This is a genomic window from Sanguibacter sp. TS_SC_8 (genome assembly GCF_055361235.1).
The window spans coordinates 1,512,835-1,536,043 of record NZ_CM143955.1; the positions used below are offsets into that span (position 1 = coordinate 1,512,835).

Here is a 23,209-nt window from a genome sequence, read left to right on the forward strand (position 1 = left end):
GCCTACTCGACCGGGTGCGCCGCGCGGGCGCGGTCGGCGAGGGTGTTGAGCAGGGCCGCCGCGGTCTCGGCGTCCTCGACGGTGACGAGGAAGACACCGCCGCCGGTCCGGGTCACCTCGAGCGCCTCGCCGGAGCGGAGCAGGATCCCGGTGCGTCCGTCCATCGCCGTGCGCCAGCCCCAGCCGCCGAACTCGGCTAGGCACTGCACCGTCGTGGCGCGGGCCTGGACCATCTCGTCGAGCGGGATGCGGGTCCGCGGCACACCGAGAGCGGACCGGATGCTCAGCCCGGCCCCGTCGACGCGGACGACCCAGCTGAACATGGCCGCCATGAGCGCCACGAGTGCGACGGAGACCAGGAGCATCCACCACTGGCCGCTGGCGACAGCAGCGACGCCGGTTCCCGCGGCTGCGACGCAGCCGATCGCCAGGCCGACGCCGCCGCGCGGGCGCTGGAACCACACCGCACGCTCGCCGTCGCCGAGCGGCAGCCGGCTCGCGCCGGCCGGGACCGGGTCGGTCGTGGGCCCCGCGGCGCGGGCCGGGGTGAGAGCTGCGACGAGGAGTCCGGCGGCGGTGGCGGCAGCGAAGGCGAGCGCGATCACCGCGCCGACGCCGCCGACGTCGGCCGCGTCCGCAAGGCCCTTCTGGACGTGCAGCGTGCCGAGCACGATCGCCGAGAGGAAGACCGCCAGCCAGACGGTGAGACTGTTGACCGCGCGGCGGGTCGAGGCGACCTTCCCGGCCCGGAGGGCGAAGACCCACAGGAGGATCGTCAGCACCGCGCCGACGAGGAGCGGGACGAGGATCGCCCCGGTGAGGCTGCTGAAGCCGTCCACCCCGTCGCTGCCCCAGTGGGTCGCGACCGGGTCGGGCAGCGTGCCCTTCCAGGACCACGCGAGGGCGCCGGACGCGCCCAGGAGGGCGAGCGGCACGGCGAGGCCGAGCAGCGTCGTCGAGCGGCGGTGCATGGACGGCGCGGGAGCGGTGAAGCTCATGCGAGGGCCTCCTTGAGCAGGGCGAGGGTGGTCTCCGGGGAGAGGCGCAGGGCGCGTGTCTCGTGCACGACGACGACGAGGGCCGCCCGCAGGGCGGCGTAGTCTGCGCTCGCCCGTTCGGTGACGACGGCGCCGCGCCCGCGGCGCAGGTCGATGAGCCCCTCGTCGCGCAGGTCCTGGTAGGCGTGCAGCACGGTGTGGACGTTGAGGTCCAGGGACTCGGCGAGGTCGCGGGCGGAGGGCAGTCGCTCCCCGGCGGTGAGGTCCCCGCGGGCAGCCGCCAGGCGCACCTGGCTCGCGAGCTGGGCGAAGAGCGGCTCGGGAGCCGCGGGGTCGATGCGGAAGAGCATGCCCTTACTGTAGTTGTTCTACAGCAACTAGTACAAGCATGGAGGCCTGGGCAGAAGAACGCCTAGATGAAGATGGCCGGGTCCTCGCAGTGCTCGACCGTGGGGGAGAACTGCGGGCGGGACTTGATCGTCGCAGGCACACCGACCGCGACCGCGCCCTCAGGCACGTCCTTGACGACCACGGCGTTCGCCCCGATCTGGGCGTCGTCGCCGATCCACACCGCGCCGAGCACCTTTGCTCCGGCGCCCACCACGACCCGGTTGCCCAGGGTGGGGTGGCGTTTGCCGTGGGTCATCGACCGACCGCCCAGGGTCGTGTTGTGGAAGAGGGTGACGTCGTCGCCGACGACCGCCGTCTCGCCGATGACGACCCCCATCCCGTGGTCGATGAACAGCCGGCGGCCGAGCGTGGCCGCCGGGTGGATCTCGACACCGGTGGCTGACCGGATGAGCTGGGAGATGACCCTCGCCGGCAGGCGCAGCGAGGGGTTGTGCCACATCTGGTGGGTCAGGCGGTGCGCCCAGACCGCGTGGACCCCGGGGTACAGGAGGGCCACCTCGAGTGAGCTGCGCGCCGCGGGATCGCGGTCCCGGGCGACCTGGAGGTCCTCCCGGAGCAGCTGCCAAGCGGTGATCGGGCGAGACATGCGAGGTGGGTCCTTCGGTGGGGGACGGCGGGGTGGTGCGGGGTGGTGCGGTCGGACCTCGCCGGGGTGGCGACGTCCGACCGCACCGGTGCAGTTCTAGTCGAGCAGGTCCGCGTAGAGGATCGACGTCAGGTAGCGCTCGCCGAAGGACGGGACGATGACGACGATGAGCTTGCCGGCGTTCTCCGGGCGCTTGCCGACCTCGAGGGCGGCGTGGATCGCGGCACCCGAGGAGATGCCCACGAGCAGGCCCTCTTCCTTGGCGGCCCGGCGAGCGACCTCGACCGAGGTCTCGGTGTCGACGTCGAAGACCTCGTCGTAGACGGTCGTGTCGAGGATCTCGGGGATGAAGTTCGCGCCGAGGCCCTGGATCTTGTGCGGGCCGGGGGCGCCGCCGTTGAGGATCGGTGACTCGGCCGGCTCCACGGCGATGATCTGCACGCTCGGCTTGCGCTCCTTGAGCACCTGGCCGACTCCGGTGATCGTGCCACCGGTGCCGATCCCGGCGACGAAGATGTCGACCTGGCCGTCGGTGTCGGCCCAGATCTCCTCGGCCGTCCCCGCGCGGTGTGCGGCCGGGTTGGCCTCGTTGGCGAACTGACGCGCCAGGACGGAACCCGGGCGCTCGGCGGCGATCTCGTTCGCCTTGTTCACCGCGCCCTTCATGCCCTCTGAGCCGGGGGTGAGGATGAGCTCGGCGCCGTAGGCGCGCAGCAGTGCGCGGCGCTCCTTCGACATGGTCTCCGGCATGGTCAGCACGACGTTGTAGCCGCGTGCCGCGCCGACGAAGGCGAGGGCGATCCCGGTGTTGCCGGAGGTGGCCTCGACGATGGTGCCACCGGGCTTGAGCTCGCCGGAGGCCTCAGCGGCGTCGATGATCCCGACGCCGATGCGGTCCTTCACCGAGTTGGCCGGGTTGTAGTACTCGAGCTTGGCGACGACCGTGGCGCCCACACCCTCGGCGAGACGGTTGAGGCGCACGAGCGGGGTGTTGCCGACAAGCTTGGTGACGTCGTCGTAGATCCGTGCCATGGGGAGAGTCCTTTTCTCGGTGTCTTCTCGGGGGTCGGCCGGTGGAGGCCGGTGGAATGCGGTGAGGTGTGCGGCGGTGCGGTCGAGCCGGTCGAGGGGCGCGATGTCACCACGAGGGTGGGCGTCCGGGGTCGGGTGCAGGGGACCGGGCCGATGAGAGGCCTGGGCGTGCGGACCGGCGCCGAGACGCGGGGGTGTGGAGCATTGACGGCCGGCGGGTGCCGGAACGGGTCAACGCTCTAGGGACACTGACAGGACACCGGGCACGACGACGCGAACGAGTGGCTGATCGAAGGCTTGGCCTGCGTGCTCACTGTGCGTCCTTTCCCTGGTGGTCCCGACCGTCGCGCCGTCAGGCGCGGGAGGGCAGCGCGAAGGCTGCACTGCCGACTGTATCGACAGTGCTCGCGCGGTGCAATGTCGTGTCTGCTGGTGGGACGCGGTGAGCGGGGCTGCAGCCGCCGGCTCTCGCCGTGGTGCCCGGGAGACGTGCACGGATGCACTGCCTGAAGGACGCAAGAAGACCAGGTCGAGGAAACGCCTCTGACCTGGCCTTCTGTGTGGAGCGGGCGACGAGAATCGAACTCGCATCATCAGTTTGGAAGACTGAGGCTTTACCACTAAGCTACGCCCGCGCTGCCTTCATCCAGGTCCCCGGGACGGCGTGCGTCAGGGGCCCCGGAAGGACCTGCTGGAACACCTTAGCAAAGGATCTGGTGGTCCCGAGCACCGAGATGTTCCTACTATGCTTGCCCGAGTGTTCGCCCGAGGGTGAACGCTGAGTGGGGCAGCGGGGTGTAGCGCAGGTTGGTAGCGCGTCCGGTTTGGGGCCGGAAGGTCGCAGGTTCGAATCCTGTCACCCCGACTCGCAGTGGAAGGCCCCGGCGCTGGAGAACTCGACTCGCGCCGGGCCTTCCGCCGTGACCCGGCGCAGTGCGCCGACGGCGCCAGACCACCGCGATACTTGGTCCATGAAGCTGCTGCGCCAGCCCCGTCTCACCATCACCGCCTTCGACAGCACCGGCGTGACGATGGACTTCCTGCCCCAGGTCGAGGGCGCGACGAGCACGCGCGTGCACCTCGCCACGATCGAGGCCGGCGGAACCATCGGCCCGCACCCCGCTCCCACCCGTCAGGCCTTCGCCGTCGTCGCCGGGTCCGGTGATTCGGTCACCGACGGACGCCGGATTCCGCTGGTCCCGGGCGACGTCGTCGTCTGGGAGCCGGGTGAGGTGCACCAGACGTGGGCGGTCTCGACGATGACGGTCGTCATCATCGAGACCGACGGGCAGATCCTCGCGACGGTCGACTTCACGCCCTGATCCGGGGGGCGGGCACGCTCCCGCGGGAGCCGCGTCCGCCACGACTGTCTTCCACGGCGCTCGGTGGCGTACCATCTAACGGTTGCTCGCGGGTGAGTTCAGCCCGTGAGCGAGGCCGTCTGTGTACGACGGCGTCCCGGGTAACCCCTGAGAACTTACGAAGCAGTGTCCGTGCCGGGTCATCGGCATGCCATCGAGCAAGTTGGAGATCATCGAAGTGAAGAGCGCCGTCGAGACCCTGGACCCGACCAAGGTCAAGCTGACCGTCGAGGTGGAGTACGACGAGCTCAAGCCGAGCATCGATCACGCGTACAAGCACATCGCCGAGCAGATCTCCGTCCCCGGATTCCGCAAGGGCAAGGTGCCTGCACGCATCGTCGACCAGCGCGTCGGCCGCGGCGCCGTGCTTGAGCACGCGATCAACGAGTCCCTGTCCGGCTTCTACCGCCAGGCCGTGAGCGAGACGAACATCCGTCCGCTCGGTCAGCCCGACGTCCAGGTCATCAAGGTCCCCGACCTCGAGGGCACCGACGGCGAGCTGCACTTCACGGCTGAGGTCGAGGTCCGCCCCGAGGTCGAGCTCCCCGAGCTGTCCGCGATCAAGGTCGTCGTCGACGACGTCACCGTCTCCGACGAGGACGTCGCGACCCGCCTGGACGCCCTGCGGGAGCGCTTCGGCACCCTCGTCGGAGTGGACCGCCCCGCGGCCGAGGGTGACTTCGTCATCCTCGACCTGACGGCCAAGGTCGACGGCGAAGAGGTCGACACCGTCTCCGGCATCTCCTACCAGATCGGCTCGGGCAACATGCTCGAGGGTCTCGACGAGGCGCTCACCGGGCTGTCCGCCGGCGAGACCACGACCTTCGTCGCTCCGCTCGCCGGTGGCGAGCACGAGGGCAAGGACGCCGACGTCACGGTCGTGGCCACCACGGTCAAGCAGCGCGACCTGCCCGAGGCCGACGACGAGTTCGCCCAGCTGGCGAGCGAGTTCGACACCCTCGCCGAGCTCACCGACGACCTGCGCGAGCAGGCCGCGAGCACCAAGCAGTCCAACCAGGCCGTCCAGGCCCGTGACCTGCTGCTCGCCGAGCTCACCACGATCGAGGTCCCGCTGCCCGCGGGCGTCGTCGAGGCCGAGATCGTCCGTCATCTCGAGGGTGAGGGTCGTCTGGAGGACGCCGATCACCGCGCCGAGGTCCTCGAGCAGACCGAGACCGCGCTGAAGAACCAGATCGTTCTCGACATCCTCGCCGAGAAGCTGGCGATCAAGGTCGGCCAGAACGAGCTGCTCGACTACCTCGTCAACGCGAGCCGCCAGTACGGCATGGACCCGAACACGTTCATCAAGACGATCGACGAGAACGGCCAGATCCCGGCCATGGTCGGGGAGGTCGCGCGGTCCAAGGCCCTCGCGGTCGCGCTGCGCCAGGTCGAGATCGTGGACGGCGAGGGCAACCCCGTCGACCTGTCCGACTTCATCGGTTCCGACGAGGACGACGCGGCCGCCGAGGCTGCCGGTGTCGCCGTCGTCGAGTCCGACGAGGCTGACGGCGCTGAGAGTGCTGACAGTGCCGATGAGGCCGTCGCCGACGAGTCGGTCGAGGCCGGCACGGACGAGAAGGCCTGACCTGTCAGGTCGGCTGGATGAACGGCCCTGTCTCCTCATGGAGGCAGGGCCGTTCGCGTCCCGATCGGCGGCCGGCACCCCCGGGTGTGTGCGCCCAAAGCGAAACAGCGCAGTTCAGGGACGAAACACCGGCACGTGGCGCGTTAGGGTCACTGCAACGCACGGTTGATGGAGCATTAGGGAGATGGCGTGAACGAGCAGATGCCAGTGGCAGCACGCGGTGACGTGGCCGGCCTTGGATTGAACGACAGCATCTACAACCGACTCCTCAAGGAGCGCATCATCTGGCTCGGCTCCGAGGTGCGCGACGACAACGCGAACGCCATCTGCGCCCAGATGATGCTCCTCGCGGCGGAGGACCCGGACAAGGACATCTACCTCTACATCAACTCGCCCGGTGGCTCGATCACCGCGGGCATGGCGATCTACGACACCATGCAGTTCATCCAGCCCGACGTCGCGACCGTCGCCATGGGCATGGCCGCCTCGATGGGGCAGTTCCTGCTCTCGTCCGGGGCCAAGGGCAAGCGCTTCGCGACCCCGCACGCCCGCGTCATGATGCACCAGCCGTCCGGTGGCATCGGTGGCACGGCCACCGACGTCCGGATCAACGCCGAGCTCATCCTGCACATGAAGCGAGTGCTCGCCGAGCTCATCGCCGAGCAGACCGGCAAGACCACCGAGCAGATCCACGCCGACTCCGACCGCGACCGGTGGTTCACCGCGGCCGAGGCTCTCGAGTACGGATTCATCGACCGCGTCGTGACCCACGCGGGCTCGGTCCCCGGCGGCGGCGGCACGATCAGCTCCTGAGTCCGTCGCAAGCCACCAGAAGAGTTCGAGGAGTATCCCCATGAGCATTGAGTCCCAGTTCATCTCGACCGCGCAGCGCCTCGCCGGCGCTGGTGGGCGCGCGCTGCCCTACGGCGCGCCCCAGTCGCGGTACGTCCTGCCCCAGTTCGAGGAGCGCACGGCCTACGGCTTCAAGCGCCAGGACCCCTACAACAAGCTCTTCGAGGACCGCATCATCTTCCTCGGGGTCCAGGTCGACGACGCCTCGGCGGACGACGTCATGGCCCAGCTGCTCGTGCTGGAGAGCCTCGAGCCCAACCGCGACATCATCCTCTACATCAACTCGCCCGGTGGCTCCTTCACCGCGATGACGGCGATCTACGACACGATGCAGTACGTCACGTCGCAGATCCAGACGGTCTGCCTCGGCCAGGCGGCCTCGGCCGCTGCGGTCCTGCTCGCCGCCGGCGCGCCGGGCAAGCGTCTTGCGCTGCCCAACGCACGGGTCCTCATCCACCAGCCGGCGATGGAGGGCGGCGGGTACGCCCAGGCCTCCGACATCGAGATCCAGGCGAACGAGCTCATCCGCATGCGGGAGTGGCTCGAGGCGACGATCGCGCTGCACACCGGACGCGACGAGGCCCAGGTCCGCAAGGACATCGAGCGCGACAAGATCCTCAGCGCGCACCAGGCGCTCGAGTACGGTCTGGTCGACCAGGTCCTGGAGAGCCGCAAGCCGCTCCTGGCCAAGAAGGCCTGAACCCGCCTCGACGACAGTTCTGCAGAAGTGATGCACCCACCACCGGAGCGCCGTAGAGACATTGGCGCTCCGGTGGTGTGCAATGGACGAAAGATCATTCGGACCAGCGTCAGGACGATTCCGTGCGCCTGCGCGGGACGACGATTCGCCCCGCACGGGAGCGGACCGGGAGGAGACCTACTGTGACTCGCATCGGTGATGGCGCTGACCTGCTGAAGTGTTCCTTCTGCGGGAAGTCCCAGAAGCAGGTCAAGAAACTCATCGCAGGCCCGGGCGTCTACATCTGCGACGAGTGCATCGAGCTGTGCAACGAGATCATCGAGGAAGAGCTCACCGAGGCCGCCGAGCTCGGCATGGTCGAGCTCCCCAAGCCCCGAGCGATCTTCGACTTCCTCGAGCAGTACGTCATCGGCCAGGAAGGCGCCAAGAGGTCGTTGGCCGTCGCGGTCTACAACCACTACAAGCGGATCCAGGCGAGCGAGGGCACCCGGACGGTCGGTGAGGACTCCTCCCCGGTGGAGCTCGCCAAGTCCAACATCCTGCTCATCGGTCCCACCGGCTGCGGCAAGACCTACCTCGCCCAGACCCTCGCGAAGATGCTCAACGTACCGTTCGCCATCGCCGACGCCACCGCGCTCACCGAGGCCGGCTACGTCGGGGAAGACGTCGAGAACATCCTCCTCAAGCTCATCCAGGCCGCTGACTACGACGTCAAGAAGGCCGAGATGGGGATCATCTACATCGACGAGGTCGACAAGATCGCCCGCAAGTCGGAGAACCCCTCGATCACCCGTGACGTCTCCGGCGAGGGGGTCCAGCAGGCACTGCTGAAGATCCTCGAGGGGACGACTGCATCGGTCCCGCCGCAGGGCGGGCGCAAGCACCCCCACCAGGAGTTCATCCAGATCGACACGACGAACGTCCTGTTCATCGTGGCGGGCGCGTTCGCCGGGCTCGACGAGATCGTCTCCGCCCGGGCGGGCAAGCACGGGATCGGCTTCGGTGCCCCGCTGCAGACCATCGACGACTCCACCGCCTACGACGACGTCATGCCCGAGGACCTGCTGAAGTTCGGGCTCATCCCCGAGTTCATCGGCCGCGTTCCGGTCATCACGACCGTGAAGCCGCTGGACCAGCACGCCCTCGTGCAGATCCTCACCGAACCTCGCAACGCCCTCGTCAAGCAGTACCAGCGGATGTTCGAGATCGACGGCGTGGAGCTCGAGTTCACCACGGACGCGGTCGAGGCGATCGCCGACCAGGCCCTGCTGCGCGGCACCGGCGCCCGAGGCCTGCGCGCCATCATGGAGGAGGTCCTCCAGCAGGTGATGTTCGAGGTGCCCAGCCGTGACGACGTCGAGAAGGTCGTCATCACCGGCGAAGTCGTCCTGGAGAACGTCTACCCGACGCTCGTGCCTCGCCGCTCGCGTGGCAAGTCCGCTCCCCGTGAGAAGAGCGCCTGAGTCGATGACCTCCCCGGACGACCGCTCTGACCCGACCCAGGACCCCGCCATCCGGGAGGAGATCCTGCGGCTGCGGTCCAGCATCGACAACGTCGACGGGGCCCTGGTCTACCTGCTCGCCGAGCGGTTCAAGTTCACCCAGCGGGTCGGCGAGCTCAAGGCCCAGGGCGGCGTGGCCCCCGCGGACCCGGTGCGCGAGCAGGTGCAGATCGAGCGGCTGACCACGATCGCCCTCGAGGCGGGTCTTGACCCGGCCTTCGCGGAGAAGTTCCGTGAGTTCATCGTCTCCGAGGTGATCCGCCACCACGAGCGGATCGCCGCCGATCACGGCCGCGCGGGTGTGCTCGACACCTATTCCTGACCCGCGTCGCGCCCGGCTGGGCAGTGCCTGCCTGCGCCCGCCAGTGCCAGCTCGTCCCGGTGGGCGGGCGTGGGGTGGCGTGTCGCCGCCGGGAGGCAGAGACTGAAGTGCCTGCGGTCGACGCGCTCCGGGGTCGTCCGCCCCCCACGGAAGGCACGAGGTCTCTGCATGAAGATTGACTGGCTCAAACCGCTTCTGGGAACGCCCGGCCCGTTCGTGACGGTCTACATCGACGCCACCCGGTCCGGCGAAGGTGACCGGGAGGTGGAGAACAGATGGAAGGGGCTGCGACGGTCACTCGAGAAGGACGGCACCGACGCCGCCGTGATCGAGACGATCGAGGGCGAGGTGGTCCGGCCCACCCGGGTCGGTGGACCGCACGGACGGGTGATCATCGCCAACCTCCAGGACGGCATCCTCGTCGACCGGATCATCAAGGACCCGCCCGCGGTCCAGAAGGCGACCTACGGGCCCGTCCCCGAGCTGCTCCAGGCAGCCCGCGCGGCCGACGAGTCGGTCGACTACCTCCGAGTCGTCGTCGACCGGCAGGGGGCCGACCTCACCTGGTCCGAGGCCGGCGGCCACCTGCCCTACTCCGAGGCCGAGGCCGTCGAGGGCGGCCATGACGTCATCAACAAGGTCGCCACCGGGGGGATGTCCCACAAGCGGCTCGAGACCCGCGCCGAGGACTCCTGGGAGCGCAACGCGGAGATCGTCGCAGCCGAGATCGAGAGACAGGTCGTGGCGCACCGGCCCGAGCTCATCCTGCTGACCGGAGACGTCCGCGCGGTCGCGCTGCTGCGCGGCGCCCTCGGGAAGAAAACCCTCGAGCTGGTCGTGGACGTCGCGGGCGGGGCACGCGGTCCGGGGGTCAACGAAGGGGCCTTCGAGGCCAACGTCGGGCAGGCGTTGGCCCAGTTCCGTGACCAGCGTCGCGAGGAGGCGCTCGAGATGTTCCGCGCCGAGCGTGGCCGCAACATCGGCGGCGTGAGCGGTCTGGAGAGCGTCGTCGTCGTCCTGGCCCGCGGTCAGGTGCGCGAGCTCATGCTCTCCGACGAGTACGGACCCGGGACCGAGCTCGCAGAGCTGCAGGTGTGGGTCGGGCCCGAGCCGTTGCAGCTCGCGCTGACCCAGGCCGGGCTCGCCGACCTGGGGGTGACCGACGGCGCGTACCAGCTCCCCGCGACGGTGGCCCTGGTGCGGGCCGCGTTGGGCCAGGACTCCGGGCTGACCTTCGTCCCCGCCGATGCGGTGACTCTCGGTGACGGAGTCGGGGCGGTGCTGCGCTGGCACGACGAGGGCACACCCGGAGGTGGGCTCGCCCCGAGCCTGTCCTCGGACAGCACCCGGATCAACAACCTCGCCTGACCCGGGTGGTCGCTCCGTGGTCAGGGGACGTCGTGGTCAGGACCCGTCGTCGACGACCGAGATGAAGGCGACCGCGGCGTAGTGCACCTTGGTGAAGTCCACCGCGGCGTCCTGCATCTGGGTGAGGTCGAGCACGTAGGCGAGGGCGACCGGGAAGTTCGTCATGGTCGGGGTGAACTGGGCACCGACCACGCGCGGCGCCAGGACCACGGCGTAGACCAGCGCCTCGACCGACCCGTCCGGGTGCGCGGTGAGGGTCCTGGGGTCGGCCGTGGCGAGGCGGCCGGTGTCGTAGGTCCCCTCGGCGAGGCGCGCCGTCGTCGTGGCGAACCGGATCGGGTGGGCCAACGAGGCGAGGGCGTAGCCGTCACGGTCCGGTCCGGGCAGCATCCGGAGCAGCATCGCGGCCTTGGGGAGCTGCTCGGGCAGGTCGGCGGGGCCGAGGTCGATCGAGTCGATGGAGATGAGCGGGTTGTGGGCCACGGTCAGTCCTTCGCGTAGATGCGCTCGATCTCGAGGGCGAAATCGGTGAGCACGAGGGCCCGCTTGACCTTGAGCGACGGCGTCAGGTAGCCGTTCTCTTCGGTGAAGTCCGTGGTCAGCACCCGGATCTTGCGGACCGACTCGGCCCGGGACACGGCTTCGTTGGTGCGGTCGACGGCGCGGTCGAGCGCCGCCAGCACCTCGGGTCTGCGGCTCGCGGTCGCCACGTCCATGGCCGGCAGGTTGTGGCTGCGCAGCCATCCGGGGAGCATCTCCGCGTCCAGGGTGACCAGGGCGGCGATGAAGGGCTTCTGGTCCCCGACGACGACGCACTGGCTGACCAGCGGGTGCCCGCGGAGGCGGTCCTCGAGCAGTGCGGGGGCGACGTTCTTGCCCCCGGCCGTCACGATGATCTCCTTCTTGCGACCGGTGATCGTCAGGCACCCGTCGGCGTCGAGCGACCCGAGGTCGCCGGTACGGAACCACCCGTCGACCAGGGCCGCAGCGGTGGCCTCCGGGTTCTTGTGGTACCCCCGGAACACGTGGTCCCCGCTGATGAGGATCTCGCCGTCGTCGTCGATCCGCATCTGCGTGCCCGGGAACGCGGGACCGACCGTGCCGATCTTGATCAGACCTGGGCGGTTGACGGCGGTCGCCGACGTGGACTCGGTGAGCCCGTAGCCCTCGAGGACGGTCAGCCCGAGGCCGCGGTAGAAGTGGCCCAGCCGCGCGCCGAGGGGCGCGCCGCCGGAGACGGCGAACTCCGTGCCGCCCAGCGTGGCGCGCAGCTTGCGGTAGACGAGGATGTGGGCGACGGCGTGCTGGAGCTTGAGGCCCGCCGGCACGCCGCCGGGGGTGTCGCTGGCCTCGGAGGTCGCGATGGAGACCTTGGCCGCCCACCGGAACAGCTTGAGCTTGGTGGCGGTGGTGGCCTTCTGTTCGGCGGAGTTGTAGACCTTCTCGAAGACCCGTGGGACGGCCAGCAGGAAGGTCGGCCGGAAGACCGCGAGGTCGGGCAGCAGGTTGCGGGTGTCGGGGGTGTGGCCCAGGACCGCCCCGGAGGTCACGCACAGCACCTCGATGAAGCGGGCGAAGACGTGCGCGAGGGGCATGAAGAGCAGCGTGCGGGAGCCGGGCATCGCGCAGACCTCACGCAGCCCGCCGACGCCGTTGCGGGTCAGGTGCACGAAGTTGCCGTGCGTGAGCTCGACGCCCTTGGGGCGCCCGGTGGTGCCCGAGGTGTAGATGATCGTCGCGAGGTCGGGCCCGTGCACCCCTGTGGACCGGGCGATGATCTCGGCGTCGGGGACCTCGCTGCCGGCCGTGCGGAGCGTCTCGACGGCGTCCTCGTCGATGACGAGGACGTCCTCGATGCCGGGCAGGGTCGAGCGGGCCTCCGCGAGGAGGGCACCGTGCGCGGTGGTCTCCACCACGGCGAGCCGCACCTCGGCGTCGGAGCAGATCCACCGGATCTGCTCGATCGAGCTCGTCTCGTAGATGGGCACCGGGACGGCGCCCGCAGCCCAGATCGCGAAGTCGAGCAGGGTCCATTCGTAGCGGGTGCGCGAGAGGATCGCGACCCGGTCGCCCACGGCGATCCCGCGCGCGACCAGCCCCTTGGCCACGGCCGTCACCTGCACCTGGAACTCGTCCGCGGTGATCGGTATCCACGCGTCGCCGAGGTGCGCCTTGCGTTCGATGAGCACGCCGGCCCCCGCGGTGGCGACCCGGGTGGCGAGCAGGGTGTTGATCGACGTCTCGGCGGTGGCGTCGGACACGCTGGGTGAGGAGTACTCGCGCATGGGGTGCCTTTCTCGGCGGGGTGCGGGGAGGTCGGGTGGGACGAGGGTCAGCTGCGAGGCTGCTTGGCCTCGGCCTCGCCGAGCTCGGACGCGACGACGACGATGCCGCCCTGGACGGCCGGGTCCCCCTGGCCGTCGGCCGCGATGTCGAGGCGGAGCTCCCCGGTCACCCGGCCGGCACCGCGGACGTCGACCAGGGCCGACTCGATCGCGTGCAGGTACGTGCGGGGCACGGCCAGCTCGGCGAGCAGGATCGGGGTGCGCATGGAGGCCTTCGCCGCGGACTTGATCTTGCGCAGCGCCGCCAGGGCGTGACCGGCTGCGGTGAGCACCGAGGTGTCGGCGTCACCGGCGGCCTCACGCAGCCCGCCCGAGGTGGGCCAGGGTGCCTGGTGCACGGAGCCTTCGCGCCACCACGACCAGACCTCTTCGGTCGCGAACGGCAGGACCGGGGCGAACAGGCGCAGCAGCGTGTCGAGCGCGATGGCCAGGCCGGTGCGCGCGGAGTCGGTCTCGGGGGCGACCTCGTCGGCCCCGGCGCCGTAGGCGCGGTCCTTGACGAGCTCGAGGTAGTCGTCGCAGAACGTCCAGAAGAACGTCTCGGAGACCTCCAGGGCCCGGGTGTGGTCGTAGGCCTCGAGCGCCGCGGTGGCGCGGTCCACGACGTCGGCCAGGCCGGCGAGCATGGCGCGGTCGATCGGCTCGGTGACCCGGGCGGGGTCGAGGCTGACCTCGCCCTCCCCGGCGAAGGACAGCGCGAACTTGCTCGCGTTGAGGACCTTGATCGCCAGCCGGCGACCGATCTTCATCTGCCCGACCTCGAAGGCCGCGTCGGTGCCCAGGCGGGCCGAGGCTGCCCAGTAGCGCACGGCGTCGGAGCCGTGCTCTTCGAGCAGGCCCATCGGGGTGACGACGTTGCCCTTGGACTTGGACATCTTCTTGCGGTCCGGGTCGAGGATCCAGCCGGAGATCGCGGCGTTGGCCCAAGGCAGCGAGTCGTGCTCGAGGTGGGCCCGGACGACCGTGGAGAACAGCCAGGTGCGGATGATGTCCTGTCCCTGGGGGCGCAGGTCCATCGGGAAGACGCGGGCGAACAGGTCCGGGTCGGTGAGCCAGCCGCCGGCGATCTGCGGGGTGAGCGACGACGTCGCCCAGGTGTCCATGATGTCCGGGTCGCCGATGAAGCCGCCAGCCTGACCGCGCTGGTCGGCGGTGTAGCCGGCCGGGGTGTCGGAGGACGGGTCGATCGGCAGCGAGGCCTCGTCCGGGGCGATCGGGGCGTCCCACTGCGGCTCGCCGTGGGCGTCGAGGGGGTACCAGACGGGGATCGGCACCCCGAAGAAGCGCTGGCGGGAGACGAGCCAGTCGCCGTTGAGGCCGCCGACCCAGTTGGAGTAGCGCACGGCCATGAACTCGGGGTGGAACTTCAGCTCGTCGCCGCGGGCCAGCAAGGTGGCGTTGAGGGTCGCGTCGCGCCCGCCGTTGCGGATGTACCACTGGCGGCTGGTGACGATCTCGAGGGGCTTGTCGCCCTTCTCGAAGAAGTTCGTCTTGCGCTGGGTGGCGACCGGTTCGCCGTCCAGGTCGCCAGACTCACGCAGCGCGTCGACGATCGCCGAGCGGGCGGAGAACGTCGTCTTGCCCAGCAGCTCGGTGAACAGCGCGATCGCGCGCTCGGAGGTGAGCCACTCGGGGACCTCGCGGGTCAGGCGGCCGTCGCGGACGAGGATGGAGCGGGTCGGCAGCTGCAGCTCGCGCCACCACTGCACGTCGGTGAGGTCACCGAAGGTGCAGCACATCGCGATGCCCGCACCCTTGTCCGGCTCGGCCGCCGTGTGCGCGATGACCGGGACCTCGACGTCGAAGAGCGGGGAGCGTACGGTCGTGCCGAACAGGTGCTGGTAGCGCTCGTCGTCGGGGTGCGCGATGAGCGCGACGCACGCCGGGAGCAGCTCGGGACGGGTGGTCTCGATGTGGATCTTCGAGCCGTCGGGGGCGTGGAAGGCGACCTTGTGGAAGTGACCCGGGTAGTCGCGGGCCTCCAGCTCGGCCTGGGCGACCGCGGTCTGGAACGTCACGTCCCACAGGCCCGGGGCCTCGGCCTGGTAGGCCTCGCCGCGGGCAAGGTTGCGCAGGAAGGCGGTCTGCGCGGTGGCCTGGGCGGTCTGCCCGATGGTCTGGTAGTGGTGCTGCCAGTCGACGCTCAGGCCGAGGTAGCGCCACAGCGCCTCGAACTGCTGCTCGTCCTCGGCGGTGAGCCGCTCGCACAGCTCGACGAAGTTCCGGCGGCCGATCGGCTGCTGGTCGGCGGCCTTGACGCTCTTGCCTTCGGCGCCCTGCAGCGGCGGCTGGTAGCCCTCGACGTAGGGGAGCGACGGGTCGCAGCGGACGCCGTAGTAGTTCTGCACCCGGCGCTCGGTGGGCAGGCCGTTGTCGTCCCAGCCCATCGGGTAGAAGACCGACTTGCCGCGCATGCGCTGGAAGCGGGCGACGACGTCGGTGTGGGTGTAGCTGAACACGTGGCCCACGTGCAGCGACCCGGAGACGGTCGGCGGCGGGGTGTCGATCGAGTACACCTGGGCGCGCTCGGCCGTGCGGTCGAAGGCGTAGGTGCCGTGCTCGGACCAGGCTGCGTCCCACCGGCCCTCGAGGCCGTCCAGGCTGACCTTGTCCGGAACCTGCTTGACCGTGGCCACCAGGGACTGGGGCGGGGTCGGGGCGGTCGCGGGCGCGGGGAAGTCAGCAGATGAACTCATGGGGACCATCTTCCCAGACTCGCGCGGCGTTCCCGTCCTCCTCCACCTCCCGGCCTGTCGGGCACCGAGTCCAGGGAGAAGTCCCCCTTGTACTTTCTGGGTGGTGTCGAATGACTGGCGTGGGCCCGGTGACGACACCGCCCGGTTCGCCGAGCTGCGGGACGACCCCTGGATCGCCGCCGAGGGCGACGTCAGGCCCCGCTGCGGATGGAGACGACGACGGCGCCGCGCTTGCGACCGGTGGCGACGAAGCGGTGCGCGTCCACGATCTCGTCGAGCGGGTAGGTGCGGTCGACGACTGCCCGGAGCTCTCCTGCCTCGGCGAGCGCTGACAGGAACGCAAGATCGCCGGCCAGGTAGGGGCCGCCGCTCGTGACGATCCGCTTGCCGGACCTCCGGCTGCGCCCCTTCGCCCGGAGCAGCGCAGGCAGGTCGGCGATGACGGCGAGGAGGGCCCCGCCCGGGGTGATGGATGCCTCGACGCGGTCGAAGTCGGCAGTGCCGACGCAGTCGACGACGACGTCGAAGGGGCCAGACTCGGTGAAGTCCTGCGTGGCGTAGTCGATCGTCGCGTCGGCGCCGAGAGAGCGGACGAGCTCGGCGTTGCGGGCGCTGCAGACGGCGGTGACGTGGGCCCCCTGCTGCTTCGCAAGCTGCACGACGGCCGTGCCCACGGCTCCGGATGCGCCGTTGACGAGCACGGAGGTGCCGGATCGGACGTCGACGGCGCGCAGGAACCGGCAAGCGGTGATTCCGCCGAAGACGAGGGCGACAGCCTTCTCGAAGGTCATGCCGCGGGGCTTCCGGGCGATCGCGCCGTCCGCCGGCACGACGGCGAGCTCGGCGTGCCCGCCGAAGCTCGTGCCGAGCATGGCGATGACCTCGTCACCCGGGGCGAAGGTCGTGACCGCCGAGCCGACGGCGTCGACGGTTCCCGCCACGTCCATGCCGAGGATCTGGCGGCGGGGGGCGACCACCCCGAGGCTGGCCCGCACGAGCAGCCCGAGGCCGCGTGGCACGTCGCGGGTGCGAGCCCGATAGTCCGCGGCGCTCACGGTGCTGGCCTGGACCTTGATGAGCACGTCGCCGGTGCCGGGGGAGGGCGTCGGCCGGTCGACGACCTCGACCACCTCCGGTCCGCCGAAGCGGCGGTAGACCGCGGCCTTCATGGCTGGGTCGTTCGGTGGGAGGTGAGAGTGCGCATGGGTGCTCCTGGGGTTCAAGTGTACGACGTACACCTTGTCCGATCAGGCTAAGGTGTACGTCGTACTCCCGTCAACAGGTTCCGCAGAAAGAGGCGACATGAGCGCAGAGACCCGACCTGACCGCCGCGTGCGCCTCAACCATGACCGCGTGCTCGAGGCGGCGGTCGCCCTCGCCGACGCCGTCGGCATCGACGGGCTCAGCATGCGGGCGCTCGCCGAAGACCTCGGCGTGGTGCCCATGGCGCTCTACAAGCACGTCGCCAACAAGGAGGAGCTGCTCGACGGCATGGTCGACGTCGTCGTCGGTGAGATCGCGCCGGTCACCGGCGGGCCGTGGAAGGCCGCGGTCCGGTGCCGCGTGCTCGCCGCCAGGGAGGTGCTGCTCCGGCACCCCTGGGCGCGCAGGGTCATCGAGTCCCGCACGAACAGGTCGCCCACCGTCCTGGCGTACATGGACTCGTTCATCGGGATGTTCCTCGCCGGCGGCTTCACGATCGACCTGACGCACCATGTCATGCACGCGCTCGGCAGCCGCATGTGGGGCTTCACCCAGGAGGTGTTCGACGACTCCGCGAGCAGGCCCGCGCAGCCGCCTCCGGTCGTCCCGGCCGAGGTGCAGGCGGCGGCGCTGGAGGCGATGGCGACCCGCTACCCGAACATCGTCGCCGTCGCACGGTCGGCCATGCACGACGACGCGTCCGTGGTGGGGCAGGGCTGCGACGACCAGTTCGAGTTCGAGTTCGCGCTCGACGTCATGCTCGACGGCTTCGACCGGTTGCACCAGGCCGGCTGGACGTCGGCGCACGCCCGGCTCACGCAGCGCTCTTCGTCGCGCGAGTAGCGACTGGGTCGCGGACATCGCGATCACGGGTCAGAAGTACCCATTGTGCATCTTGGCAGGAGTTGCTTCACTGGCCTCGGTCGACGACGACGTCGGCGGAACGTCGGGCGATGGTGGAGGGGAACCTGTGGACGAGTTCTGGGTGGACGAGGTGGGTCTGGACGCCCTGGCGTCGGCGATCGCCCGCATCGCCGGCGACGTGGGCGAGGCGATGATCGCCCATGACGTGACCCGCGGGGGCGACCTCCCGGTGGTGCAGTCCAGCCACTCGAGCCTGGTCGCTCGATGGCAGCTCGGGCTCGCCACCGCCCAGGGTGCGCTCGAGGAGGTCTCCGCATCCGTCACCGCGTGCGCGACGGCGTATCGCCTCACCGACGACGACCGGGCCGTCGCGTTCCAGGGGGTGATCATATGAGCATCCTCCTCGGCGTCGACATCGACTGGGAGGGACGTGTCCGGGACCTGTGGTCGCTGGTCGACGACATCGACGAGCTGGGGTTCTCCTTCGACCCGCGGGACTGGCTCGACAACCTCGGGGCGCTCCAGAGTCTTGTCAGCCGCGCCTGGGGCCTGGTCACGGACCTGCCTCCCGGCGACCCGGCCGAGATCGACCGCATCGCCTATCTGTGGAACGACCTCACGTCGGCGTTGGGCGGTGTGGCCACCGACCTCGTGACGCAGCGGACGACCGTGGGTACGCGATGGGTCGGCACGGCGGCCGAGCTGTGCCGTGAGTCGGTGCGCACGCTGGGGAGCTCGGTCGACGATGCCGAGGAGCTTGCCGGTGCTGCGTTCCTCGCGCTCAGGAGCTACAGCGTGGAGGTTGCCTCCGCGCACCGTGACCACGGCGAGGTGGCGGAGAGCGTACGGGCGGCCGCCGACTGCCTCGCACCGTGCTTTCCGTGGCAGGTGCCCGGCAGGGTCCGTGACTTCGTGCTGTACCTGGGCGAGGCGGTCAGGGCGGCGATCGGTTCCTACGAGAAGGCGCTCGACGGTGCAGCGCTGTGCGCGCGCAAGCTCGACAAGATCACCGACATGATGCCGTTCCCGGTGTCCGGTGGACCCGGGCTCTCCGCGGTGGACAGCATCAACCTCCATTCCCCCGGCGAGGAGCGCAGGCCGCTCGTCGGTGACGTGGCCGAGCGAGCACGGAGCGCGTACGAGGGGATGGACGTCGCTGATCGGCTCCGGATCGATCAGCTCCTCGCGGGGGCGCCGGGCGCCGAGCATCGGGCATGGATCACAGCCGTGCTCGCATCGGGGGCCGACCTGGAGACGATCGAGAGGTTCGGGACCCACATCGCGGCCTTCGAGGCGGAATCCTTGGCGGGAGTGCTCGATCCCACGGACGTGGGAATCGCTGAGCGGACATCATCGGACGATCCCGGGATGCTTCAGCAACAATCCGACACCACGTGTGGATCGGCGACCCTGATCGTCGCACGGATGCTGGCAGATCCGGTCTACGCGCTTGCGATCCTCGACGGGTACGACGCATCCGCCGATGTCGATGACGGAGCAGGAGACGGTGTCGCCGCCGTGTCTGAACGCTTCGCAGCAGAGGAAGGTGTGGTCCAGCAGCGGACGAACTCGTCGGACGACCGTTCGGGGGGCTCGAAGCTACCTTGGCCGGCGTGGCTGGGTACGCCCCCGTGGGGGGCCAGCGAGGAGATGAACAACGGTGCCGGAGTGCCGGGTGTGGGCTACGACGTCCGGCTGGTCGACTCGGACTCGACTGCGGATACGCAGGCCGCGTACGACGCGTTGTCTCGCGCCGCGGACTCCGGTACGCCGGCCCCGTTGTACATCGGCAACGAGGCATCGCCCCGCCACGTCGTGCTCGTGGTGGGCCGTGAAGGGGAGAACCTGAAGATCTATGACCCGGGGAACGGCCAGGTCGTGGAGGTCTCGCGGACCGACTTCGTGGCAGGGACCTTCGAGGTCGCCGGGTGGGACCGGGCCTGGGCGACGGTGGGGCCGTGAGGAGAACGAGGGCGATGTGCATCGTGGTGGCGTGTGTGGTTGCTGTTGTGACCGGCTGCACGACCTTCGAGGAGACCGACACGATCGACGACGCGCGGTTCGCTCAGCTCCGCGACGACCAGTGGATTGACGCAGACAACGTTTCCATGGCGGAACCTCAGCTCGGAAGCAACCACCTGTACTACCCGACCCGGGCCACAACCACCAGGAGAGCTCCCGGGACGGTTGCGGAGGTGGCGCATGACGAGCTTGATCGGGCGATCGCCGCCGGTTGGGGTGGAGTGTATGGGCGTTGCCCGGCGGATGCCGGGCCGGCGACCGGTGCCCAAGCGAGGGTGCCCGTGCCAGACGGCCTGACACGGAAGGATGCGGAGACTGGGGTGCTGGTGCTGAGTCGACCGTTGAGCGACGGGGCGACGGCACGGGCGGTCTTGACGCTTGAGGACAGGGGGGACGGTGATGTCGAGGCAACGATCAGGGCTGCAGCCCCCCACCACGCAGCAGCAGCTTCGCAGGCTCCGCCCCGCGTCGATCTTGACGTCCTGGCGTGCCTAGGCGGGTCCGGGGACCAGTCGGTGATCGGCGACCCCGAGTCCTACGCGGCCCGGGGGTGGTGAATGTGACTACGCAAGCGCGGCTCTCACATCCCGTGGCCGCGCTCGCGGCGCTCGCAGTCCTCGTCACCGGCTGCGCGGTCCCCTTCGAAGACCTCGACGACGTCGACGCGGCGCGGAGAGCTCAGCTGATCATCGACCCGTGGCTCTACCCCGACGCGATAGGCACCGGCGGGCCGAGGCCAGGCACCAACGGTCTCTACAACCCGATGCGCGGGCACTGGGAACGGCAGGGGATCGGCGGGTACGCGGAGGTCGCGACGGCCGAGCTGGCCGGTGCCCTGGCGCAGGGATGGGAGCCGGTCTTCGGGCGCTGTCCCATGACGCCAGGGTTGGAGCCGGACACCCCGGACATCGAGGCTGCGCTCGCCGGGGTGGACGTGGCGGCCAACGGCGCCATGTCCGGGACGTTGGTCTTCTCCCGACCGACGGGTGACGGGGCCACCGCCGTGGCTGCCCTCACGTTCGTCAGGCTGACCCCGGCTCCTCCAGGTGCCGCAGAGGCATATGAGATCACCGTGGCGGCCAGCGTGCCCCATCACGCGACCGATCCGACCGACTCTCCGCCGATCGTCGACCTCAGCCGGTTGCTGTGCCTGGGGCAGGCGGGGGACCAGTGGTAGGTCGGCGACCCCGACACCTTCCGCGCGGACGGGTGGTAGGCGTGGTGCGGACAGGTGGCGGTCGTCGGCGTCAGGCAGAAGATTAAGTCAAAGGTCCCTGGTCCGCATGGTCATCGGCTCGTAATCTCCAAGCAAAGGCATGGGTGGAAGTGGACACACCCGCCTGACGATCCGACGCCCTCGCATGTGAGGTCCGACCTTGGAGTTGCTATGACACTGATCGACAGCGTGGCCCTGCGCGGCACGGGAACCCTCCCCGCCGGCATGATCCTCCCCCCCGCTGTCCAGGCCGCCCTGGACGCCTGCGCGAATGTCATCATCCCCTCCACCCGCGAGGAGCTCTATCAGCTGGCGCTCGGCCCCGAGGGTGGACCGAGATTCACTGTCGAGTACGACGTCTTCGGCACGCCGGTGCCCGAGGCCGAGGTGGTCCGGTGCAAGAACGGCATCGCCGTGAACTACCCCGAGGACTACATGCGCCGCCGGGACCCGGACTGCATGCGCATCGCCGACGACCTGCCCACCGACAAGCCGCGCTACCGCGACATCTTCGGGGCGGAGTTCGACTCGGTCAAGGCCGAGACGCTCGACTGGCTCGCCGGCCAGGACCTCGTCGTGGTGCCCTTCAAGGCCGGTGGCCTCACGCACGGCTACCCCTCGCTCGCGATCTGCCCGGTCAACTCCGCCTTCTTCGCGCTGACCCTGGTCGACCTGCAGGGCTGGATCACCTTCGACGAGCTCGGCCCCTTCGAGCCGCGCTCGATCCTCTACGTCGCACCACCCTTCCGCCACACCCACTTCGAGGGTCGCCAGGTCGTCGTGCACGACAGGTCCGCGACCCTGCACGAGGTGTTCGCCTACAACCTCTACCCGGGCCCGAGCGCCAAGAAGGGCGTGTTCTCCGTCCTGCTCGACGTCGGGGAGCAGGAGGGCTGGGTCACCGCGCACGCGTCGTCGGTCCGGGTGACCACCCCCTACGAGAACGAGACCGTGATCATGCACGAGGGCGCCTCGGGCGGAGGCAAGTCCGAGATGTGCCAGGAGATCCGCCGTCAGGAGGACGGCCGGATCCTGCTGGGTACCAACGTCGTCTCCAACGAGCCGTACGTCATCACCCTCGGTGAGACGAGTGCTCTCGCCCCGGTCACCGACGACATGACCCTGTGCCACATCGACCTGCAGACCGGAGACGGTCGCCTCGTGGTGGCCGACGCCGAGGACGGCTGGTTCGTGCGGGTCGACAACCTCACCGAGTACGGCCAGGACATCCACCTCGAGCGCGCCTGCATCCACCCCGACGTGCCGCTCGTCTTCTTCAACATCGAAGGTGTCCCGGACGCCACGGTGCTGCCGTGGGAGCACATCCTCGACTCCAACGGCAAGCCCTGCCCCAACCCGCGCGTCGTGGTGCCCCGCCACCTGCTGACGAACATCACCGGCCCCGCGACGGTCGACGTGCGCACCTTCGGCGCCCGGATGCCCGCCTGCACCCGCGAGAACCCGACCTACGGGATCATGGGCATGATGCACATCGTGCCGCCGTCGCTCGCCTGGATCTGGCGGCTGATCGCCCCGCGCGGGGACAAGAACCCCTCGATCGGTGAGTCGAAGACGGCCACCGACAAGCTGGCCCACGGCGGCATGGTCGCCGAGGGCGTCGGATCGTACTGGCCGTTCGCGACCGGCACCAAGGTGGCCGCGGCGAACCTGCTGCTGCGTCAGCTGGTGGACATGAACCGGACCCGCTACGTGCTCACCCCCAACCAGCACATCGGGGCCTACAAGGTGGACTTCGCGGCCGAGTGGCTCACCCGCGAGTACCTCTCCCGCCGTGGCGGAGGGAAGCTGCGCGCGGAGGAGCTCACGCCCTCGCGCTGCTCGCTGTTCGGGTACACGCTCAAGGAGATGAAGATCGACGGCCAGCTCATCCGGCCGACGTTCCTGCGCCCGGAGCAGCAGTCCCAGGTGGGCGTCGAGGCCTATGACGCCGGGGCGAAGATCATCACGGACTTCTTCAAGAGCGAGCTGGCGCAGTTCCTCACCGACGACCTGGACCCGCTGGGCCGTCAGATCATCGAGGTCTGCCTGCGCGACGGCTCCGTCGAGGAGTACACGGCCCTCACCCCCCTCTTCACCTGACCCGCCCCGTCCCCGTCCCACCTCCGCTGAGTGCGGGGAAACG

The 23,209-nt window shown here is 69.8% G+C and carries 21 protein-coding genes and 2 tRNA genes; 14 read left to right on the forward strand and 9 right to left on the reverse strand.

The window, feature by feature from the left end:
* Positions 1-2: 2 nt before the first annotated feature.
* From ACWA15_RS06835 to ACWA15_RS06855, 5 genes are all read right to left on the reverse strand, one after another.
* Positions 3-998, reverse strand: a complete 996-nt coding sequence (locus ACWA15_RS06835; protein ID WP_464058775.1) for an SdpI family protein — start codon at positions 996-998, stop codon at positions 3-5.
* Positions 995-1,348, reverse strand: coding sequence for a GntR family transcriptional regulator (locus ACWA15_RS06840; RefSeq protein ID WP_464058777.1), 354 nt, complete (start codon positions 1,346-1,348; stop codon positions 995-997). The genes ACWA15_RS06835 and ACWA15_RS06840 overlap by 4 nt, the downstream gene beginning before the upstream one ends.
* 62 nt (positions 1,349-1,410) lie before the next feature.
* Positions 1,411-1,995, reverse strand: coding sequence for a serine O-acetyltransferase EpsC (epsC, locus tag ACWA15_RS06845; RefSeq protein ID WP_464058778.1), 585 nt, complete (start codon positions 1,993-1,995; stop codon positions 1,411-1,413).
* A gap of 96 nt (positions 1,996-2,091) precedes the next feature.
* Positions 2,092-3,027 carry a cysteine synthase A gene (gene cysK, locus ACWA15_RS06850; protein ID WP_464058779.1) on the reverse strand — a complete coding sequence of 312 codons (936 nt, stop codon included), beginning with the start codon at positions 3,025-3,027 and terminating at the stop codon, positions 2,092-2,094.
* A gap of 561 nt (positions 3,028-3,588) precedes the next feature.
* A tRNA-Gly gene (locus ACWA15_RS06855) sits at positions 3,589-3,662 on the reverse strand.
* Positions 3,663-3,818: 156 nt separating this feature from the next.
* Between ACWA15_RS06855 and ACWA15_RS06860 the strand changes: the two genes are divergently transcribed.
* The 8 genes from ACWA15_RS06860 to ACWA15_RS06895 all read left to right on the forward strand — a co-directional run bounded on the left by ACWA15_RS06860 (position 3,819) and on the right by ACWA15_RS06895 (position 10,720).
* Positions 3,819-3,892, forward strand: a tRNA-Pro gene (locus tag ACWA15_RS06860).
* 106 nt (positions 3,893-3,998) lie between these two features.
* The gene (locus tag ACWA15_RS06865) at positions 3,999-4,349 is read left to right on the forward strand and encodes a cupin domain-containing protein (RefSeq protein WP_464058781.1); all 351 of its coding nucleotides are present in this window, start codon (positions 3,999-4,001) and stop codon (positions 4,347-4,349) included.
* A 217-nt stretch (positions 4,350-4,566) separates the two neighbouring features.
* Positions 4,567-5,976: a trigger factor gene (gene tig, locus ACWA15_RS06870; protein WP_464059431.1), complete on the forward strand. Its 1,410-nt coding sequence runs from the start codon at positions 4,567-4,569 to the stop codon at positions 5,974-5,976.
* Between the two features lie 189 nt (positions 5,977-6,165).
* A complete protein-coding gene (locus tag ACWA15_RS06875; protein ID WP_464058783.1) occupies positions 6,166-6,789 on the forward strand; it encodes an ATP-dependent Clp protease proteolytic subunit in 624 nt (207 codons plus the stop codon).
* Between the two features lie 40 nt (positions 6,790-6,829).
* Positions 6,830-7,528 carry an ATP-dependent Clp protease proteolytic subunit gene (locus tag ACWA15_RS06880; RefSeq protein WP_464058784.1) on the forward strand — a complete coding sequence of 233 codons (699 nt, stop codon included), beginning with the start codon at positions 6,830-6,832 and terminating at the stop codon, positions 7,526-7,528.
* A 182-nt stretch (positions 7,529-7,710) separates the two neighbouring features.
* A complete protein-coding gene (gene clpX / locus ACWA15_RS06885; protein ID WP_464058785.1) occupies positions 7,711-8,991 on the forward strand; it encodes an ATP-dependent Clp protease ATP-binding subunit ClpX in 1,281 nt (426 codons plus the stop codon).
* A 4-nt stretch (positions 8,992-8,995) separates the two neighbouring features.
* On the forward strand, positions 8,996-9,352 hold the full coding sequence (locus ACWA15_RS06890; RefSeq protein ID WP_464058786.1) for a chorismate mutase: 357 nt from the start codon (positions 8,996-8,998) through the stop codon (positions 9,350-9,352).
* Positions 9,353-9,520: 168 nt separating this feature from the next.
* Complete coding sequence (locus tag ACWA15_RS06895) at positions 9,521-10,720, forward strand: baeRF2 domain-containing protein (RefSeq protein ID WP_464058787.1); 1,200 nt, start codon at positions 9,521-9,523, stop codon at positions 10,718-10,720.
* 36 nt (positions 10,721-10,756) lie between these two features.
* On the opposite strand, the gene ACWA15_RS06900 is transcribed toward ACWA15_RS06895, so the two are convergent.
* The 4 genes from ACWA15_RS06900 to ACWA15_RS06915 all read right to left on the reverse strand — a co-directional run bounded on the left by ACWA15_RS06900 (position 10,757) and on the right by ACWA15_RS06915 (position 16,930).
* Positions 10,757-11,203: a hypothetical protein gene (locus ACWA15_RS06900; protein ID WP_464058789.1), complete on the reverse strand. Its 447-nt coding sequence runs from the start codon at positions 11,201-11,203 to the stop codon at positions 10,757-10,759.
* A 2-nt stretch (positions 11,204-11,205) separates the two neighbouring features.
* A complete protein-coding gene (locus tag ACWA15_RS06905) occupies positions 11,206-13,005 on the reverse strand; it encodes an AMP-dependent synthetase/ligase (RefSeq protein WP_464058790.1) in 1,800 nt (599 codons plus the stop codon).
* A gap of 47 nt (positions 13,006-13,052) precedes the next feature.
* Positions 13,053-15,761, reverse strand: a complete 2,709-nt coding sequence (gene valS / locus ACWA15_RS06910; protein ID WP_464058791.1) for a valine--tRNA ligase — start codon at positions 15,759-15,761, stop codon at positions 13,053-13,055.
* Between the two features lie 191 nt (positions 15,762-15,952).
* Positions 15,953-16,930: an NAD(P)-dependent alcohol dehydrogenase gene (locus ACWA15_RS06915; RefSeq protein WP_464058792.1), complete on the reverse strand. Its 978-nt coding sequence runs from the start codon at positions 16,928-16,930 to the stop codon at positions 15,953-15,955.
* A 133-nt stretch (positions 16,931-17,063) separates the two neighbouring features.
* Here ACWA15_RS06915 and ACWA15_RS06920 point away from each other — a divergent pair, with 133 nt between their 5' ends.
* The 6 genes from ACWA15_RS06920 (at position 17,064) to ACWA15_RS06945 (ending at position 23,166) form a co-directional block, all read left to right on the forward strand.
* Entirely contained in the window at positions 17,064-17,807 is a 744-nt protein-coding gene (locus tag ACWA15_RS06920) for a TetR/AcrR family transcriptional regulator (protein ID WP_464058793.1), read from the forward strand.
* Positions 17,808-17,934: 127 nt separating this feature from the next.
* Entirely contained in the window at positions 17,935-18,222 is a 288-nt protein-coding gene (locus ACWA15_RS06925) for a hypothetical protein (RefSeq protein WP_464058794.1), read from the forward strand.
* Positions 18,219-19,790, forward strand: coding sequence for a hypothetical protein (locus ACWA15_RS06930; RefSeq protein ID WP_464058795.1), 1,572 nt, complete (start codon positions 18,219-18,221; stop codon positions 19,788-19,790). The genes ACWA15_RS06925 and ACWA15_RS06930 overlap by 4 nt, the downstream gene beginning before the upstream one ends.
* The gene (locus ACWA15_RS06935) at positions 19,787-20,407 is read left to right on the forward strand and encodes a hypothetical protein (RefSeq protein ID WP_464058796.1); all 621 of its coding nucleotides are present in this window, start codon (positions 19,787-19,789) and stop codon (positions 20,405-20,407) included. Before ACWA15_RS06930 ends, ACWA15_RS06935 begins: the two co-directional genes overlap by 4 nt.
* Positions 20,408-20,409: 2 nt before the next feature.
* Entirely contained in the window at positions 20,410-21,027 is a 618-nt protein-coding gene (locus ACWA15_RS06940) for a hypothetical protein (protein WP_464058797.1), read from the forward strand.
* Positions 21,028-21,237: 210 nt separating this feature from the next.
* The gene (locus tag ACWA15_RS06945; protein WP_464058798.1) at positions 21,238-23,166 is read left to right on the forward strand and encodes a DUF4914 family protein; all 1,929 of its coding nucleotides are present in this window, start codon (positions 21,238-21,240) and stop codon (positions 23,164-23,166) included.
* Positions 23,167-23,209: the final 43 nt, after the last annotated feature.

Bases quoted from the DNA above. Each gene is read 5' to 3' on its own strand.
- ACWA15_RS06835 (WP_464058775.1), bottom strand. From the start codon at position 998: ATGAGCTTCACCGCTCCCGCGCCGTCCATGCACCGCCGCTCGACGACG.
- ACWA15_RS06840 (WP_464058777.1), bottom strand. From the start codon at position 1,348: ATGCTCTTCCGCATCGACCCCGCGGCTCCCGAGCCGCTCTTCGCCCAG.
- epsC (WP_464058778.1), bottom strand. From the start codon at position 1,995: ATGTCTCGCCCGATCACCGCTTGGCAGCTGCTCCGGGAGGACCTCCAG.
- cysK (WP_464058779.1), bottom strand. From the start codon at position 3,027: ATGGCACGGATCTACGACGACGTCACCAAGCTTGTCGGCAACACCCCG.
- ACWA15_RS06865 (WP_464058781.1), top strand. From the start codon at position 3,999: ATGAAGCTGCTGCGCCAGCCCCGTCTCACCATCACCGCCTTCGACAGC.
- ACWA15_RS06880 (WP_464058784.1), top strand. From the start codon at position 6,830: ATGAGCATTGAGTCCCAGTTCATCTCGACCGCGCAGCGCCTCGCCGGC.
- ACWA15_RS06890 (WP_464058786.1), top strand. From the start codon at position 8,996: ATGACCTCCCCGGACGACCGCTCTGACCCGACCCAGGACCCCGCCATC.
- ACWA15_RS06895 (WP_464058787.1), top strand. From the start codon at position 9,521: ATGAAGATTGACTGGCTCAAACCGCTTCTGGGAACGCCCGGCCCGTTC.
- ACWA15_RS06905 (WP_464058790.1), bottom strand. From the start codon at position 13,005: ATGCGCGAGTACTCCTCACCCAGCGTGTCCGACGCCACCGCCGAGACG.
- valS (WP_464058791.1), bottom strand. From the start codon at position 15,761: ATGAGTTCATCTGCTGACTTCCCCGCGCCCGCGACCGCCCCGACCCCG.
- ACWA15_RS06915 (WP_464058792.1), bottom strand. From the start codon at position 16,930: ATGAAGGCCGCGGTCTACCGCCGCTTCGGCGGACCGGAGGTGGTCGAG.
- ACWA15_RS06920 (WP_464058793.1), top strand. From the start codon at position 17,064: ATGAGCGCAGAGACCCGACCTGACCGCCGCGTGCGCCTCAACCATGAC.
- ACWA15_RS06930 (WP_464058795.1), top strand. From the start codon at position 18,219: ATGAGCATCCTCCTCGGCGTCGACATCGACTGGGAGGGACGTGTCCGG.
- ACWA15_RS06945 (WP_464058798.1), top strand. From the start codon at position 21,238: ATGACACTGATCGACAGCGTGGCCCTGCGCGGCACGGGAACCCTCCCC.